Source organism: Cyclobacterium jeungdonense (assembly GCF_010994275.1).
GTDB lineage: Bacteria > Bacteroidota > Bacteroidia > Cytophagales > Cyclobacteriaceae > Cyclobacterium > Cyclobacterium jeungdonense.
This window is the reverse complement of sequence record NZ_WMCD01000004.1, coordinates 309,695-325,008: the sequence shown is the minus strand read 5'-3', so window position 1 is coordinate 325,008 and position 15,314 is coordinate 309,695. Positions and strand designations below refer to the sequence as shown.

Below are 15,314 nucleotides of genomic sequence, written 5' to 3'. Positions count from 1 at the left end.
AAGCATGTTAGAATTACCAATTATGAATGGCTCCGTCGGGACTCTTTAAATAGGGATGAGTAAATTCGGTGTTTTTGGAAATCTCAAACAGGAAATCTGCTTTCCTCGGGTCAAAAGTGACGCCCAATCCAGGTCTGTCATTTAGGAGTACCTTACCCTCTCTAAAATCTATGAAATCTTCATTGAAATAGGCTGGTTTTTCCGGTTCCCCACCGGCAAGTTCAATCATACAACGGGTAGGGCTAGAGGAGCCCAGGACATGAACCAGCGCAGCCGTGGAAAGGGGACCGGTAAAGTGGGGGATGATGCCCACGTAATGCGTTTCTGCTATGGCTATTATTTTTTTCATTTCCGTGATACCCCCGGTATTGGGGAGGGTCACCCGGCTGTAATCGATCAGGTGGTTTTCCATCAGCACATTCGTATCCCAGCGGTCACCAAATTGCTCTCCCACCGCAATGGGTACTTTGGTCATGTTACGGATGGTTTGGTAAACATCCGGATTTTCTGAGCGGATAATGTCCTCCACGAAATAGGGTTCCAACTCCTCCAGGGCATCGCAGATTTTAATGGCTTCCGGAGTGTCGAAACGAGTATGCAGGTCCACTGCCCAGTTACCATTTCCTCCAACTGCCTTATCCAATTGCTCACACAAGGCAATGGTTTTTTTGCTATGCTCGTAAAAATCAAAGGGCAAATCTCCGTTGCCTCCGGTAGGGCCGATACGATAGCACCTTAGCCCCGCTTCCAGGCAGTCTTGGGCACGGCCTTCCATGGTAGGGGCATTGGATTTTCGAAAACCCGTAGCATAGCATTCCACATAGTTTCGGGTCTTCCCCCCGAGTAGCTCGTAGAGAGGGATGTCCAGGGCCTTTCCTTTCAGGTCCCAAAGGGCCATCTCAATGGCGCCAAGGCCATGGAGTTTTTCTTTTCCAGGCGGGTAAAACATCCCCCGGTACAGGTATTGCCAAAGGTGTTCGATGCGGAAGGGATCTTCGCCGATGAGCATTTCTGCGCATTGCCTTACCATGTCAGGAGTGCCCCCTTCCCCTATACCTCTCAAGCCCGAGTCGGTTTCCACTTCTACGATGCCTCTTGCCTGATTGAATAGCGGTTTGTTATAACCGGGGGCGGCATAGTAGCGGATTTTTTTGATTTTAAAATCGGAGCGGGCATGAGATAAAACGGGAATTCCTGAAAAAGCCGCCATGGAACCTAAAGCTCCCAATTTTATAAAATGTCTTCGTTGCATGGGTTATGTTGGTACTTGGAGATTAAATTTCTATAATCTTCTAATAAATACTGAAAAATGCAAATTCAATTATTGTAAATGGAATGTTCTCTAGAGTAAGGGAGGTTTGTTTCGGAGCACATCGAACTACAAAATTCCGAAAACCATTAACTGCAATTTAATACCTGTTCAATAGGGATGAATTTCTCAGCCTTGTCGTCCGTGAAGAGTAGTTAAAACTGTTAAAATTATAATGATTTCAAAATAAAACATAAATATTTTGGTGAATAAATTACGAATTTTGTATTGTATAAATTTCGTAAAACCTATTCATGAAAAAAATTCGGAAGAAGAGGCCGAGCACTGAAAAAAGTGTGTTGGCAAAATTAAATGACAATCCTGACAAAAATGAAAAAGGAGGGGCTTCTAATAAGAAAAAAGGAATCATTTCAAAAATGAATGATAATCCCGATAAGAAAAATGGAGTATCCTAACTTCTGTCACCTACTTCCTGGAGATCACTAATTCTGATTGCCATAAGGCGAATTTTAGGTAAATGGACAATTGAAAAATTTAAATTCTGAAATTCTGGAAACGGAAACTAAGAAAAGGGCCTGTAAAATCATTATAACCAATCCAAAGAGATATGTTCCACCATGTAAAAGAGTTACAATTTAATGCAAGGGTTTCCAAACCAGATGTACGCTTCGCGAAACTATTGCTAGAGCAATTTGGCGGGCCAAACGGAGAACTGAAAGCTGCCATGCAGTATTTCGTTCAGGCATTTGGCTGCAGAAAGAAGGCCCCTGACAAATTTGATATGTTGATGGACATTGCAACAGAGGAATTTAGTCACCTTGAAATTGTCGGTGCCACTATTCAGATGTTGCTAACGGGTGTCAATGGTGAATTGAAAAATGCCGCCGACGAATCAGATTTAACAAAAATGTTGGATGGTCAGGCAGCCAAGGAAAATTACATACATGATGCCATGGTAAATCCACAATTTTTCCTTGTAAGTGGTGGTACACCCACGCTGACAGATAGCGTAGGCAATCCCTGGAGCGCTTCCTATATCATGGGAATGGGCGATTTAACGGCCGATTTACGCCTAAACATAGGAGCGGAGACAAGTGCAAAAATGGTCTATGAGAACCTGATGAACTTTACAGACGATGTGTATGTAAAAGAATCGCTGCGTTTTTTAATGACCAGAGAAGTGGCTCATTTCCAAATGTTCCAGGCAGCTTTGGATAGTATTCAACCCAACTTTCCCCCCGGTGTTCTGCAAGGTGATCCCAGGTTTAGTAACAAATACTTCAACATGTCTAAAGGCGAAGATTTTAAGGGTCCATGGAACGAAGGGAAAAGTCCATTAATGGGAGAGGAATGGCAGTTTGTAGATGACCCGCATAAACGTGTCAGGGAAACCAACGGACTAATGGACGAAAAAGCAACGGGTACCGATCGAACTGAGAAATCAGTTCAAACTGCCAATAAGAAAGTTAGTGCCAGTAAGAAAGAAAAGGCGGACAAAGCAACAGCCCCTAAGAATGGAGTCATGAGCTGGTCGGTTTATCAGGATAAGAAATAATTTCAGTCACAGAAATACTTTTTAAACGAGCTGCATAAGCAATAAAAACTAACATATTAATTATTAACCAGGGTCAAGTGCCTTAAAAAGATGGAAAAAACGAAAAATACTTCTCCAAAGTCCACTCAAGGATCAGAGAAGTCCAATAAAAAAGCTGCCATGAAATCTTCCCAATTGATGGAATTGTTTGAAGATGAATTGAAGGACATTTATTGGGCAGAAAATGCGCTAACAAAAGCCATTCCTAAAATGATCAAAAATGCCACTTCAAAGGAGTTGAATAAGGCACTAACAAGTCATCTTGAAGAGACCAAGGAACACATCACCCGGTTGGAAAAAGTTTTCTCCCTGATTGAAGTAAAGGCCGTATCAAAAAAATGCGAAGCCATGGAAGGGCTAATAAAAGAAGCTACAGAGATAATGGAGTCATGTGAGGAAGGATCCATGCGTGATGCAGGAATCATTTCTGCAGCACAAAAAGTAGAACATTACGAAATTGCTACCTACGGTACACTCCGGCAATTTGCTGAAACACTGAAATTGCCTAAGGTAGTTGACTTGTTTGAAAAAACCCTTCAGGAAGAAAAAGAAGCCGATCTAAAGTTATCAGATGTGGCGATGGCCGCTATCAATGTAGAAGCAGCTGAAGAAGCAATATAATCCTAATACTATGAATAATATTTTTAAAGGGCTTTTAGCAGGCTATGGTGCGGCAAAATTAGGAGGCGGATGCTTTGGGACAATTATTGTCTTTCTAATCATCTACTTTCTTCTCGGCCAATGCAGCTAGTAAGCAAAATAATAATCACAATCAACTAATCCTAAACAACTTAATAATGGAAAATTCACGCAATGATAATGACGTAAGAAACGATAGGAATCGCGACAAAAGAGTATTAACTGGAATGTTCCGCGACCGTGAAAGTACGGAAAAGGCTTACAATACGCTAAGTGAAAGAGGGTATTCAAAAGACGATATTAACCTGGTCATGTCTGATGAAACCCGAAAAAACGAGTTCAATGAAGATGCGGCTGAAGAAACTGAAATCGGAACCAAAGCGGCAGAACATGCAGGCAAAGGATCCGCTATTGGAGGCTCAATCGGTGCTATTGCGGGAGTAGTGGCTGCCATTGGGACCAGTGTGGCGATTCCGGGACTGGGAATTCTGATCGCGGGCCCCATAGCTGCAGGGTTGGCAGGAGCCGGCGCTGGAGGATTGACAGGAGGCCTTATTGGTGCCTTAATTGGTTCCGGAATCCCGGAAGCAAGGGCAAAATTGTATGAATCCGGAATCAAAGAAGGCAATGTGGTCATTTCGGTAACTCCAAAAAATGAAGAGGATGCTAAATACCTAGAGAACAATTGGAGGACTAACCGTGGTGAGGAAATCCACTATTAATGTTCCATAAATGCAATACGCAAGGGGGCTTTCATGTTCCTTTGCGAATTTTAATAAACTAAACCAACTACTATCATAAATTACAATGAAAAATCCCTTAAATTTTAAATCAGTCTTTGTCCATTCCCTATGGATGGCAGGGCTAATAGTTGTAGTATCTGCTTGTTCTGATAATAAAACGTCAGATTTAAACGAAGTGACAAACCAGGAAGACGTCAATACTATGGCGGCTAGTGATAATACTATCGTGGTTATCGAAAATGATAATGACTCGACGTTTTTAAGGAAAGCGGCTGAAATGCAATTGGAAATGATCAACTTAGGCAAATTGGCCCAGGAAAAAGGAAATTCCGCTGAGGTAAAAGAATTAGGTCGGGTAATGGAATCGGAAAACACCAAATACCAGACTGAAATCAACGCACTGGCCCAATCAAAATCAGTGTCTATGCCAAGCTCAGCTACAGACGATTCCATGGAGGCCTACAATGACCTCAACGAAGAAACAGGAAATGATTTTAGCAAAAGCTACAGCGATAGGATGGTTGATCAGCATGAAGATGCGATCGATTTATTTGAAAACGCAGCGAATGATTCTGAAGATCCTGAAATCAAAGCCTGGGCATCCGAAAAACTCCCAACCCTGAGGACTCACCTAAAACTAGCCGAAGACAGTAAAGAGAAAAGCGATAATCAGAACTCTTAATTGGATTGAAAAAAAGCTAGAATTGTATCAATTCATGTGCAACAGACCTGGTTTGTTGCACATTTTTTATGCCTTTACGACTCAAAGTAAGGGTTGCATAGTGGGGTGGTCTGGGTGTGGGTTTTCTGAAATCAGGATCTTGAATTGCAAAAAGGTTGGTTTTTTTTTTTTGGTTTTCTTTTTTTCGTTAGTGAAATTTATATTTCAAAGCAAATGAAGGTTGTATCATATTAAACCCTGACCTTTTTGTGGCCAGCATTAATTCTCCCTGCTCATTGTAGGTAGCGCTGTCCCTGGTCAGGTAATTGATTTCACCCGAATTCACATAATTTACCTTTAACTCCACAAAAGTATCCCTGCTGGAATTCACCGCAACCATCACCCCGGCACCTGCCTGCAGCATCAGGGCCCAATCGTAATGCTCCGTGCCTGAGGCAATGGGATCGGCCAATCTGTTTTCCCGGATGCGAGACCTGGTAAAAGTATGGATACCTCCAATCTGCCCTTCCAGGAAGGGCCGGAATCCCGAATCAAAATCGGGCATCAACCTGACTACTCCCATGAGGTTGACATAATTGTTGTTTCTCCTGATCCGGTAGCGTTGGTTGACTCCTGGGAAAATATCCCTTCTTCTGGTCACTGCTGTTCCATAACGCCCATACCCCAGCTCTGCTCCAATAAAAAGCGGGCTGCCCTTGATGCCATACAATGCGCCGGCACTTAATTCTGAAACAACAGATATTCCGGACGCCTGATGAAAGTCCCCGGTTGGTATGCCCGGTTTGAGATGGATGCCACCCAATAATTGCTGCGCATTCCCGTTCAGAATGGTAAAGGAGGTGGAGAGCAGGACGAGTAGGAGCAGCCGGACTTTCATGGTTGACAGTGGTTTAGGGAAGCCGTTTTATTTCATAAACTATACGAATAGATTAAATGGTTGGTTTTCTTGTTAAAGGAATTAGTCGGTGATCACATTCCTAATTGAATGGTTAAACCCGATAGGCCCCACCGCTGCATGCATTTCATAAAAAATATCGTCGGACTTGTCGCATTTTCGTGCTTTTCTTCGTATTGCCAGAGAAACCAAACCCGATTGTTTTGCGTCTGGGTAATAACCAAAACCGTATGTTGCCATGAAAAATTATTACTTTCTTTTCGTTTCGCTTTGCGGGTTGTTTTGGTCCTGCAATGGGTTGACTGGGGAGGATGAACCACAGGAACCCAGGATCCGGACCCTTCAAGTGGCAGAGAATTCTCTGGTAAACAGCAGTTCTTCCTTTGCGATGGACCTCTTTCAGCAGCTACAAACCCAGGAAGCACCCAACCAATTTTTCAGTCCTTACAGCATTCACCTGGCACTTGCCATGGCGATGAACGGAAATGAGGGGGAGACCTTGGAGCAATTCAGGAAAGTTCTCCATTTCGAGGGTTTGAACATGGAGGAGGCAAACGAGGCGGCCGGCACCCTTACCCGATTTTTGTTGGAATTGGATCCAAAGGTCCGGTTAGCTATAGCCAATGCCATTTGGTACAAGCAAGGGTATACCCTTGATGAAGGCTTTGCCAGCAGGTTACGTGAAACTTATGATGCCGAATTGGCTGCCATGGACATGTCCAATCCCCAGGCAGCCGACATCATCAATCAGTGGATTGAAACGAATACGGAAGGACTGATCAAAGATATGTTGGATCAGGTTCCGGCCAGTGCGGTCATGTACCTGGTCAATGCCATCTACTTCAAGGCAGACTGGAAGTACCGGTTTGATGAGAAGCTAACCAAAAAAGCTCCTTTCACTACTTCGGATGGGTCCGAGGTACAGGTCGATATGATGCAGTTGGCTGAGGCCACTACCTTAAAATTTCGTAGGGAAAGTGGTTTGGATTACCTGGAAATTCCTTACAGTACCGGTCAATATAGCCTGGGGATTCTGACATCGGATGAAGGTTTGCAGGAAAAGTTGGAAGGGCTGGACCTGGAAATGTTGGAGCGGATCCGGGAAGAGGCCGAGGAAATGAATTTGCTGCTGCACATGCCGAAATTTAAAATGCGCTATAAAGTGGATAATCTAAAAGAAGACCTGATAAGCCTGGGGCTTACACTTCCTTTTCAAAACCATCCAGGTAATTTTACTCGTTTGTTTGCCAATACTACCGCTCCAATGAAAATAAGTCGGGTAATCCACGAGGCCCTGATCGAAGTTGATGAAAAAGGCAGCGAAGCAGCAGCAGCTACCATCGTAGAAATTAGAGAGACAAGCGCTCCATCTTTTTCAGAATATAGGCTGGATAAACCGTTTGTGTTTTTTATTCAGGAAAAACACAGCGGTGCCATCCTTTTTATGGGAAAATTGGGAGACCCTTCCTTATTGGATTGAATTCCGACCCGTTTATAGCACGGAGAAAAAGTCGGTTCTTTCCTGCTCTATGGCCTCCAGTTTTTTCTTCAGGTCAGTGACAAGTTGTGGTTGGTTTTCCCGGATATTTTGATGGGGAAGGGGTTGCTCCCGGTTATCAAACAGATTGATTTCCAGGGTGTCGCCGCTCGATTTGTCGATCCATACCATCAATCGGTAATCCTGGGTTCGTACCGTTTTTCCAAGTACCCCCCAGGCATCTCGCTCTCCTACCACATATTCCTTGAGCGGGGCTTCCGGGTCTTCCATAGCGGATTTGAAGCTTTTCCCCTCCAGATGCACAGGGGACGGAATCCCGCACAAGTCGGCAAGCGTAGGAAATATGTCTACGGTCTCCACCAGTCCGTGGGCTGCCACACCGGGTTGTGTCATCCCGGGTTGCCTGACTATGAGCGGGCTATTGAGGGCAATATCGAAATTGGTGTGCTTGCCCCAGATGCCGTAATCACCCAGGTGCCAGCCATGATCGCCCCACAAGACCACAATGGTGTTTTCATCCAGTCCCAGCCGTGTCAACTCATCAAGGACTTTTCCAATCTGCGCATCGACATAGCTAATCGCTGCCAGGTAGCCGTGTTTGAGGATTTCCTCCCGTTCCGGCGTAATCTCCCAGCCCAGGGTATCGCCCGGCCAGGTGTAGGTCCCCCGTGGTTCGTAGCTGTTGCGACCATAGTGCAAGCTAATGTCAGAGGCGACATTCTCCGGCATGTGTTGGTATTCCGAGGCGGGGATGTTTTCGGGATCATATAAGTCCCAATAGCGCTTTGGCGCATTGAAGGGGAGGTGGGGTTTGTAGAATCCTACGGCCAGAAAAAATGTGGAATCCTTGAGTTGCTGCAATTGCCGGATGGCTGCTGCTGCATTGTGACCATCTGCATATCCCTCGTCGTCTACCTCTGCTGCTTCAAAGGGGGGCAGGCTGCGGTTGGTTGGCCGGCCATAATAGCTCGTTCGGGCCTTTCCTCCAGCATAGGAAAAAAAGGCACTCCAGGGTTCCCTCCATTCGCCAACGGGAGCATAGGATTCATCCCAGCTGTAGGGGACCTCGTGTTGGTTTTGCAATGAATCCATCACCCCACCGGGTTGGTGGGATATCTTACCGATACCAACGGTGCGGTACCCGTTTTCGTTAAAGAGTTGGGGTAGGGAAAAAATGCCGGCCGGTTTGGATCCGGATTCCCGGATGGTTTTGAAAATGTCCCAATCTGTGGTCCGCGTGCCCGAAAGCAAGGTGGACCGGGAAGGCCCGCAAGCTGCCGCATGGACAAAGTGATTGAAAAATACCCGCCCTTCACCTGCAAGTTTGTCGATGTTCGGTGTATGCACGTAGTCAACACCATAACAACCCAATTCCGGGCGTAAGTCGTCTACGGCAATAAATAGCACATTTAGTTTTTCCTTTTTTGCCTCTTGATCTTCACAAGAGAAAAAAGCGAGAGTGCCTAGCGCCAGGCTGCTGAGGAGTAATCGTGTGTTCATACTTTCTTGTCTGTCAATGACCGTATCACAACTTACTTCAATTTCGTTTTTCTTTTTTGCAGTTGGTACAGGGGATGTAAACGGCTACAAAGTCCTTTAGCTTTCAAAAATCCGCTTGAATAAGGTATTAGTTACTTTCCTACCAATAAAAAATTACCTACCAAGTCTGAAGTGACCTGGTAGGTATTTTGATCAATTCGGGATCATACCATGGGGATCGATCACAAATTTTTTGGCTGCACCCCGGTCAAAATCCTTATATCCCTGGACAGATTCCTTCAGCGATATAATTTGCACATTCACTGCTTTGGCAATCTGCACCTTATCATACAGAATGGCTTGCATCAGTTGTCGATGGTATTTCATTACCGGACACTGGCCCGTATGAAAGCTGCAGGATTTTGCCCAGCCCAGTCCTAGTCGGATACTCAGACTTCCTTTTTTTGCGGCTTCGTCGATCGCTCCGGGATCCCCGGTTACGTACAAACCGGGGATGCCTATGCTTCCTCCTGCCCGGGTTATTTCCATGGCTGCATTCAATACAGTAGCAGGCATTTCTTTGTCAGCATTTCCTCCATGCCCTTTGGCCTCGAAGCCTACGCAATCCACGGCACAGTCCACTTCCGGAACGCCTACTATTTCAGCTATGGCATCTGGCAGCGGGGTTTTGTTCCTCAGGTCAATGGTTTCGCAGCCAAAGCTTTTGGCCTGGGCCAGGCGTTCGGGAATCATATCGCCCACAATCACCACGGCCGCTCCAAGCAAATGGCAGGAAGCCGCACAGGCCAGTCCTACCGGCCCTGCACCTGCCACGTAAACAATGGATCCGGGGCCAACGCCAGCGGTCACCGCCCCGTGATAACCGGTCGGGAATATATCGGAGAGCAGGGTGAGGTCACGAATTTTCTCCATGGCCTGGTCCTTATCCGGGAACTTCAGCAGGTTAAAATCGGCGTAGGGGACCATTACGTATTCGGATTGGCCGCCAACCCAGCCACCCATGTCCACATAGCCATAAGCCGCCCCAGGCCTGGCAGGATTAACGTTGAGACAAATGCCGGTTTTGCCTTCTTTACAGTTTCGACAGCGCCCGCAGGCTATGTTGAATGGAACGGAAACCAGGTCTCCTTCTTTGATAAACTCCACATCTCTGCCTGCTTCTATAACAACTCCTGTTATCTCATGGCCGAGAATCAGGCCTTCGGGTGCGGTGGTTCTCCCGCGGACCATGTGCTGGTCACTTCCGCAAATATTGGTGGAAACGATTTTAAGGATGACCCCATGGTGACATTTGCGGTCGCCGAGAGCCAGTTTTGGATAGTCGATTTCCCTGACTTCTACTTCTCCGGGTTTTACATAAGCTACTCCGTGGTTTTTACACATGGTAATTTGGGTTTTGGTGGGCAATTTTTTAAAAGAATGCTTTTTTCCGGTCAATCCGGAACTTGTATTTCAGCCAATTAATTTAGCCATTATTTTTATCATAGACAATTAATTGTAAATTTTGAAATACACTAAATTAATAATACATAAAAATATTCTGGAGCGGATTCTAACTCTTTCTATTTGGGAAGTTTCGTTTTCAGCCAAATATAACTTTTAGAAAAAATAGGACCTGTTCTTCACCCTCTTGCTTCCCCGGCGTTAAACTTTTTTTGGAACGAAATTCTTATTTGAGTATTTTCAAGCTTAAAAAAGGAATAAAAAAAACAGGGAAAACAGGGCTTTGTATTTCTCTTTTTTTCAATGCGGTCAAGCTGTAAGCAAATAAAAAGGAAACTCGGATCGCCAGATTACCCCGTTACAATAGGTCAGGGAAAATACAGACAATCCGAGTTTTAATTGTTTCCGGCGTCATTATAAAAAGGAAGATTCCGGAAAGTCATAAGTAATTAAGTAATCGGTTTGTTTTTCTCTCCCTCTACACTCCATATTCCAGATCCCACCGCAGCTATATATAGAAAAATGAAGCAATACAACAGTGCTTTTTCGCCTCCATTGAGTAACGGATTCCATCCCTGAGGGGCATGGACCATAAAAAATGCCACTGCCATCTGACCACTGCAGATAAAAGCGGCAATACTTCCAATCAGCCCTATCATGATGAGAATTCCTCCTACCAATTCCACAATTCCGGCAAACCCCATCATGGAGAATAATTCTTTGGGTTCTTCCCCTCCTGGCCATCCGATTAATTTTTGGGATCCATGCATGGCAAAACTAAATCCAGCAACGATTCTTAAAATTGCATAAAGTTGGGGAGCAAATTTTCCAAGATACTTTTCCATAGGTTATATTGTTTTTTTTGTTGATGAATGAATCAATTTAATAAATAACCTGCAAAAACCAAGTAGAAAATTTGTAATTACTGCTAATAAAGAGAATTCATGCCTTTTGAAATCAGATCTGGCTCCTGTAGTCGCTGATCTTTCGCATTTTTGTGTTTTTTTTCATCAAATGACTATCTTGAAACCAAAACCAAACCCATTATGAGAAAGTTATTTTTTTTATTGGCATTAGCTACCCTGATAACGGAAACATTTGCTCAGGATGCAAAAATCGAGGGGCCCCAAAAAGCCTTTCAGAAACTGACCTTATCCTGGGAAGGTCCTCAGGGAAAAGAAGAACCTCAAACATTCGTAAACTTTCGTCTGGATGTGAAATTCACCGATCCGACAGGAAAATCCACTGTAGTGCCGGGGTATTTTGCAGGGGACGGCAAGGCCGGAGAAAGCAGTGCCACGGAGGGGAGCACCTGGAGGGTCCATTTATTACCTCTTATTGCCGGGGACTGGCAGTACCAGGCTCGTTTTTATCAAGCCGATCGCGCAGCCATTGCTTCCACTATTAATGAAGAATGGGGTATTTCCTTTCACGGTGACACCGGGGAATTTCTTGTAGCGCCTTCTGAAGATGGGGCGCCCGGGTTTTTGTCCAAAGGCAAACTTGAGTATAAGGGAAACCATTTTTTACAATTTACCGACGGAAGCTACTTTTTAAAAATGGGAGCCAATTCTCCTGAGGTATTTTTGGAATATGCCGGCTTTGACGGTACGGATTCAGACAGAAACTATCCCGCACACCTGCAGGATTGGGAAGAAACCGATCCGGTTTGGCAAGGTGGAAAAGGAAAAGGGATTCTGGGCGTAGTTAATTACCTGCAGAAGCAAGGGATTAACGCCCACTACTTCCTGTTAATGAATGCCTATGGGGACGGAAAAAAGGCCTATCCCTGGACGGGGCCAGATGCTTATTACGAATATGACCTATCCAAACTGGATCAGTGGCAGCAGGTCTTTGATCACATGATAGCGTCAGGGCTAATGCCTCAATTTGTCCTCTCCGAACAAGAAAATCAATCCTATTTTGAGTCCAAGGAAGGAGGCGTTTTTGCCGACAGCCGGAAGGTGTATTACCGGGAGATGGCGGCCAGGTTTGGTTACCTCAATGCGGTTACCTGGAATATTGGAGAAGAAAGTGGCTGGGAAAAGGAACCGACTTACGGAAAGGCCATTACTAGTGAGCAGCGAAGGAATTTTGCTGCCTATTTAAAGGAACTATTGCCCAATAAAGAATTGATTGTCGTTCACAATGGACCTTCCGATACTGACGCAATTTTTGAAGGATTGTTGGGAGATTCTCCCTATACCGGCATTAGTTATCAGGGTAATTTTGAAGATTCTTTTTATGGCTACGAGCGAATCAAGCACTGGCGTGAGCAATCCGCTCTCCATGGAAAACCTTGGGTAGTCACCTACGACGAGCCTTATACGAATCCCGAATTTCCGGATCTGGATACCTGGAGAAAAAATTCCCTTTGGGCGGCATTGATGGCAGGAGGGGCCGGCGTTGAAGTTTATTTTGGAAGTGGAAAAGACCTGACGATTCAAGATTACCGCTCGTATGAAGTCTACTGGAAAACCATGAACCTGGCCAAATCCTTTTTCCTCAATAACAACCTACCCTTTGAGCAAATGAGGCCGATGAATCCATCCGAAACGACAGGCTGGGGCTTGGAACTGGAGTCGGATCAGTATGTAGTATATTTACCGCAAGGAGGAGAAGGACAGGTGGTTTTGCCTGCCGGAACCTATAGCATCTACTGGTTTGACCCGAGACTGGGAGAGACGTATACTACCGGAAGGCCTGTTGAAGTGCCCTCAAAAGAAATGGTATGGCTGGGGGAAGCGCCGCATGATCGGCAAAAAGATTGGGTTGTTTTGGTAAGCGGGGACTAATGGCAGGAAGAGAAACAAAGCAAAGAAAATATTCCAAATTAGGTACTTTCGGGGGGGTTTTTACCCCCTCGTTGTTAACCATTTTGGGGGTTATCATGTACCTCCGTTTTGGATGGGTAGTAGGAAACGTAGGCCTGATCGGTACCTTACTGATCGTTACCTTATCTACCTCCATTACATTTCTTACCTCTCTATCCATAGCCGCAGTAGCCACCAATGCCCCTGTGAAAGGTGGAGGGGCCTATTTTTTGATCAGCAGGTCGCTAGGGGCAGAGATCGGAGGAGCTGTAGGAATTCCTTTATATTTGGCACAGGCTTTTTCTGTTTCCCTGTATATCATTGGTTTTTCGGAAAGTTTGACGGCTGTTTTTCCCGTTTTGGAACCCCGATGGGTCAGTCTGGCGACTACTCTCCTTTTAGGATTCCTGGCACTGTTTTCCACACAAGCTACGATCAAAGTTCAATACATCATTTTAGGGCTGATTGCCCTTTCTTTACTATCCCTTTTCTTTGGCAGACCATTGGAAGACTCCCATATCGAATTGTGGGGCGTACCCGCTTCCCAATCTGTGAGTTTCTGGCAAGTATTTGCCATATTTTTCCCGGCAGTTACCGGTATAATGACAGGAGTAAACATGTCCGGTGATTTAAAAGATCCAGCTAAATCCATCCCCAAGGGCACTTTCATGGCCGTGGGCGTCGGCTTCGTGATTTATATGATTTTGCCGATAATCCTGGCATCCAGGGTGGACGCAGCGACCCTGGTAGCAGAACCACTGATCATGGAGCAGATAGCCCTTTGGGGTGGGGCCATTCTTTTAGGTGTTTGGGGAGCGACCTTATCAAGTGCTACGGGAAGCCTCCTGGGTGCACCAAGAGTATTGCAGGCACTGGCAAATGACAAGATTTTACCTTCCTGGGCAGGTTTTTTTACTCAGGTAACAGGGAAGGAGAAAATCCCCCGTGCAGCCACGCTGTTTACGATAGGAATCACATTGGTGACGGTGTATTTTGGCAATCTGAACCTGATCGCTCCGATTTTAACCATGTTTTTCCTGACTACCTACGCCGTATTGAATGTAACTGCCGGGGTTGAAACCTTTCTGAAAAGCCCTTCCTTTCGACCCAAATTCAAGGTGCACTGGGTTTTTTCTTTATTGGGAGCCCTGGGTTGTGCAGCCGTGATGTTTCTAATCAATTCTCTAGCTACCATCGCGGCATTTCTGGTGATCGGTATTATTTTTATATGGCTGAAACGAAGGAAAATAAGAAGAACCTGGGGAGGTCTGGGTAGCGGCATTCTATCTTCCATCATCCGCTATGCTTTGCTCAGGTTAGAAAAGGAAGTAGATGCCAAGAGTTGGCGGCCCAATATTCTAGTTTTGTCCGGATCTCCCACCAAACGTTGGCGGCTAATCGAGTTGACCAATGATATTACCAACGGTAACTCCCTGTTTACAGTCAGTACCATTCTTTCGGAATCGAATGTACCTCAGGAAAAGGTCAAAGACTACGAAAGCCAGATCATGGACTTTCTGGCCAATAAAAATGTACATGCTTTGGTCCGCGTGCTGCGAGCCCCGGATCCCTTCACAGGCGCCACCCAATTGGTAAACGCGTATGGCTTGGGGCAACTGGTTCCCAATACGGTTCTATTGGGCGATACAAAGGAAAATGCACATTTAAAGCCCTATTCCGAAATGATCAGGCATTTTTATAAATCCAGGAAAAACGTCATTATCGTGCAGGATGAGAATAATAAAGGGTTCAGGAAAAAGCAGGTAATCGATATCTGGTGGGGAGGGCTGAAAAAAAACGGAAGCCTGATGATCATTTTGGCCTACTTGTTAAAAAACAGTAGGGAATGGCAACAAGCCCAGGTGAATGTAAAGATGGTAGTCCCCAACTCCGAAGCCTCAGCAGGTGCCCGAAAAAATTTAGATGCCATTTTTTCAGGGATGCGTACCGGTTTTGGGTACCAGATTTTAGAGTCGCAGGGAAGGGATTTCTGGGACATCTTGAGTGAGGAATCTGCCAAAAGTGATTTGGTGCTGATAGGCTTGGCTGTCCCTGAGCTGGAAGGTGAATTTGAGGTATATTACACCGCATTAAAGGAAAAAACCCAGGCCTTACCCACCAAGGTTTTTGTTTTGGCAGCTCAGGAAGTGGAATTTGATAAGGTGTTGCACTAGCTGGTTTACCGATTCCTAAATCCTACTCAAAAAACGGGTGTAGTTTGAACAAGCAGAACATCC

13 protein-coding genes are annotated in these 15,314 nt (G+C 45.3%); 8 read left to right on the top strand and 5 right to left on the bottom strand.

Translation table 11 applies throughout. From position 1 onward, the window contains the following. Positions 1 to 13 precede the first annotated feature (13 nt). Positions 14 to 1,252, bottom strand: coding sequence for a mandelate racemase/muconate lactonizing enzyme family protein (locus tag GKS34_RS10925; protein ID WP_163384849.1), 1,239 nt, complete (start codon positions 1,250 to 1,252; stop codon positions 14 to 16). A 311-nt stretch (positions 1,253 to 1,563) separates the two neighbouring features. Here GKS34_RS10925 and GKS34_RS10920 point away from each other — a divergent pair, with 311 nt between their 5' ends. The 5 genes from GKS34_RS10920 (at position 1,564) to GKS34_RS10900 (ending at position 4,928) form a co-directional block, all read left to right on the top strand. Beyond that, positions 1,564 to 1,725 carry a hypothetical protein gene (locus tag GKS34_RS10920; RefSeq protein WP_163384848.1) on the top strand — a complete coding sequence of 54 codons (162 nt, stop codon included), beginning with the start codon at positions 1,564 to 1,566 and terminating at the stop codon, positions 1,723 to 1,725. A gap of 152 nt (positions 1,726 to 1,877) precedes the next feature. Then, a complete protein-coding gene (locus GKS34_RS10915) occupies positions 1,878 to 2,825 on the top strand; it encodes a manganese catalase family protein (protein ID WP_163384847.1) in 948 nt (315 codons plus the stop codon). Positions 2,826 to 2,915: 90 nt separating this feature from the next. Beyond that, the gene (locus GKS34_RS10910; protein WP_163384846.1) at positions 2,916 to 3,485 is read left to right on the top strand and encodes a YciE/YciF ferroxidase family protein; all 570 of its coding nucleotides are present in this window, start codon (positions 2,916 to 2,918) and stop codon (positions 3,483 to 3,485) included. A gap of 176 nt (positions 3,486 to 3,661) precedes the next feature. Continuing rightward, positions 3,662 to 4,225 (top strand): hypothetical protein, encoded by a 564-nt coding sequence (locus tag GKS34_RS10905; protein WP_163384845.1) that lies wholly within the window; start codon positions 3,662 to 3,664, stop codon positions 4,223 to 4,225. Between the two features lie 85 nt (positions 4,226 to 4,310). Next, on the top strand, positions 4,311 to 4,928 hold the full coding sequence (locus GKS34_RS10900; RefSeq protein ID WP_163384844.1) for a DUF4142 domain-containing protein: 618 nt from the start codon (positions 4,311 to 4,313) through the stop codon (positions 4,926 to 4,928). A 187-nt stretch (positions 4,929 to 5,115) separates the two neighbouring features. Here the strand turns inward: GKS34_RS10900 and GKS34_RS10895 are convergent, their stop codons facing one another. Further along, the gene (locus GKS34_RS10895) at positions 5,116 to 5,805 is read right to left on the bottom strand and encodes a hypothetical protein (RefSeq protein WP_163384843.1); all 690 of its coding nucleotides are present in this window, start codon (positions 5,803 to 5,805) and stop codon (positions 5,116 to 5,118) included. A 256-nt stretch (positions 5,806 to 6,061) separates the two neighbouring features. Between GKS34_RS10895 and GKS34_RS10890 the strand changes: the two genes are divergently transcribed. After that, entirely contained in the window at positions 6,062 to 7,303 is a 1,242-nt protein-coding gene (locus GKS34_RS10890) for a serpin family protein (protein ID WP_163384842.1), read from the top strand. Positions 7,304 to 7,315: 12 nt separating this feature from the next. On the opposite strand, the gene GKS34_RS10885 is transcribed toward GKS34_RS10890, so the two are convergent. The 3 genes from GKS34_RS10885 to GKS34_RS10875 form a co-directional block, all read right to left on the bottom strand. Beyond that, positions 7,316 to 8,821 (bottom strand): sulfatase, encoded by a 1,506-nt coding sequence (locus GKS34_RS10885; RefSeq protein ID WP_163384841.1) that lies wholly within the window; start codon positions 8,819 to 8,821, stop codon positions 7,316 to 7,318. 192 nt (positions 8,822 to 9,013) lie between these two features. Further along, positions 9,014 to 10,204 (bottom strand): formaldehyde dehydrogenase, glutathione-independent, encoded by a 1,191-nt coding sequence (gene fdhA, locus GKS34_RS10880; RefSeq protein WP_163384840.1) that lies wholly within the window; start codon positions 10,202 to 10,204, stop codon positions 9,014 to 9,016. A gap of 509 nt (positions 10,205 to 10,713) precedes the next feature. Beyond that, a complete protein-coding gene (locus GKS34_RS10875; protein ID WP_163384839.1) occupies positions 10,714 to 11,109 on the bottom strand; it encodes a DoxX family protein in 396 nt (131 codons plus the stop codon). A gap of 201 nt (positions 11,110 to 11,310) precedes the next feature. Between GKS34_RS10875 and GKS34_RS10870 the strand changes: the two genes are divergently transcribed. Beyond that, on the top strand, positions 11,311 to 13,059 hold the full coding sequence (locus tag GKS34_RS10870; RefSeq protein ID WP_163384838.1) for a DUF5060 domain-containing protein: 1,749 nt from the start codon (positions 11,311 to 11,313) through the stop codon (positions 13,057 to 13,059). Further along, the gene (locus GKS34_RS10865) at positions 13,059 to 15,251 is read left to right on the top strand and encodes an APC family permease (protein WP_163384837.1); all 2,193 of its coding nucleotides are present in this window, start codon (positions 13,059 to 13,061) and stop codon (positions 15,249 to 15,251) included. Before GKS34_RS10870 ends, GKS34_RS10865 begins: the two co-directional genes overlap by 1 nt. The last annotated feature ends 63 nt before the right edge of the window (positions 15,252 to 15,314 follow it).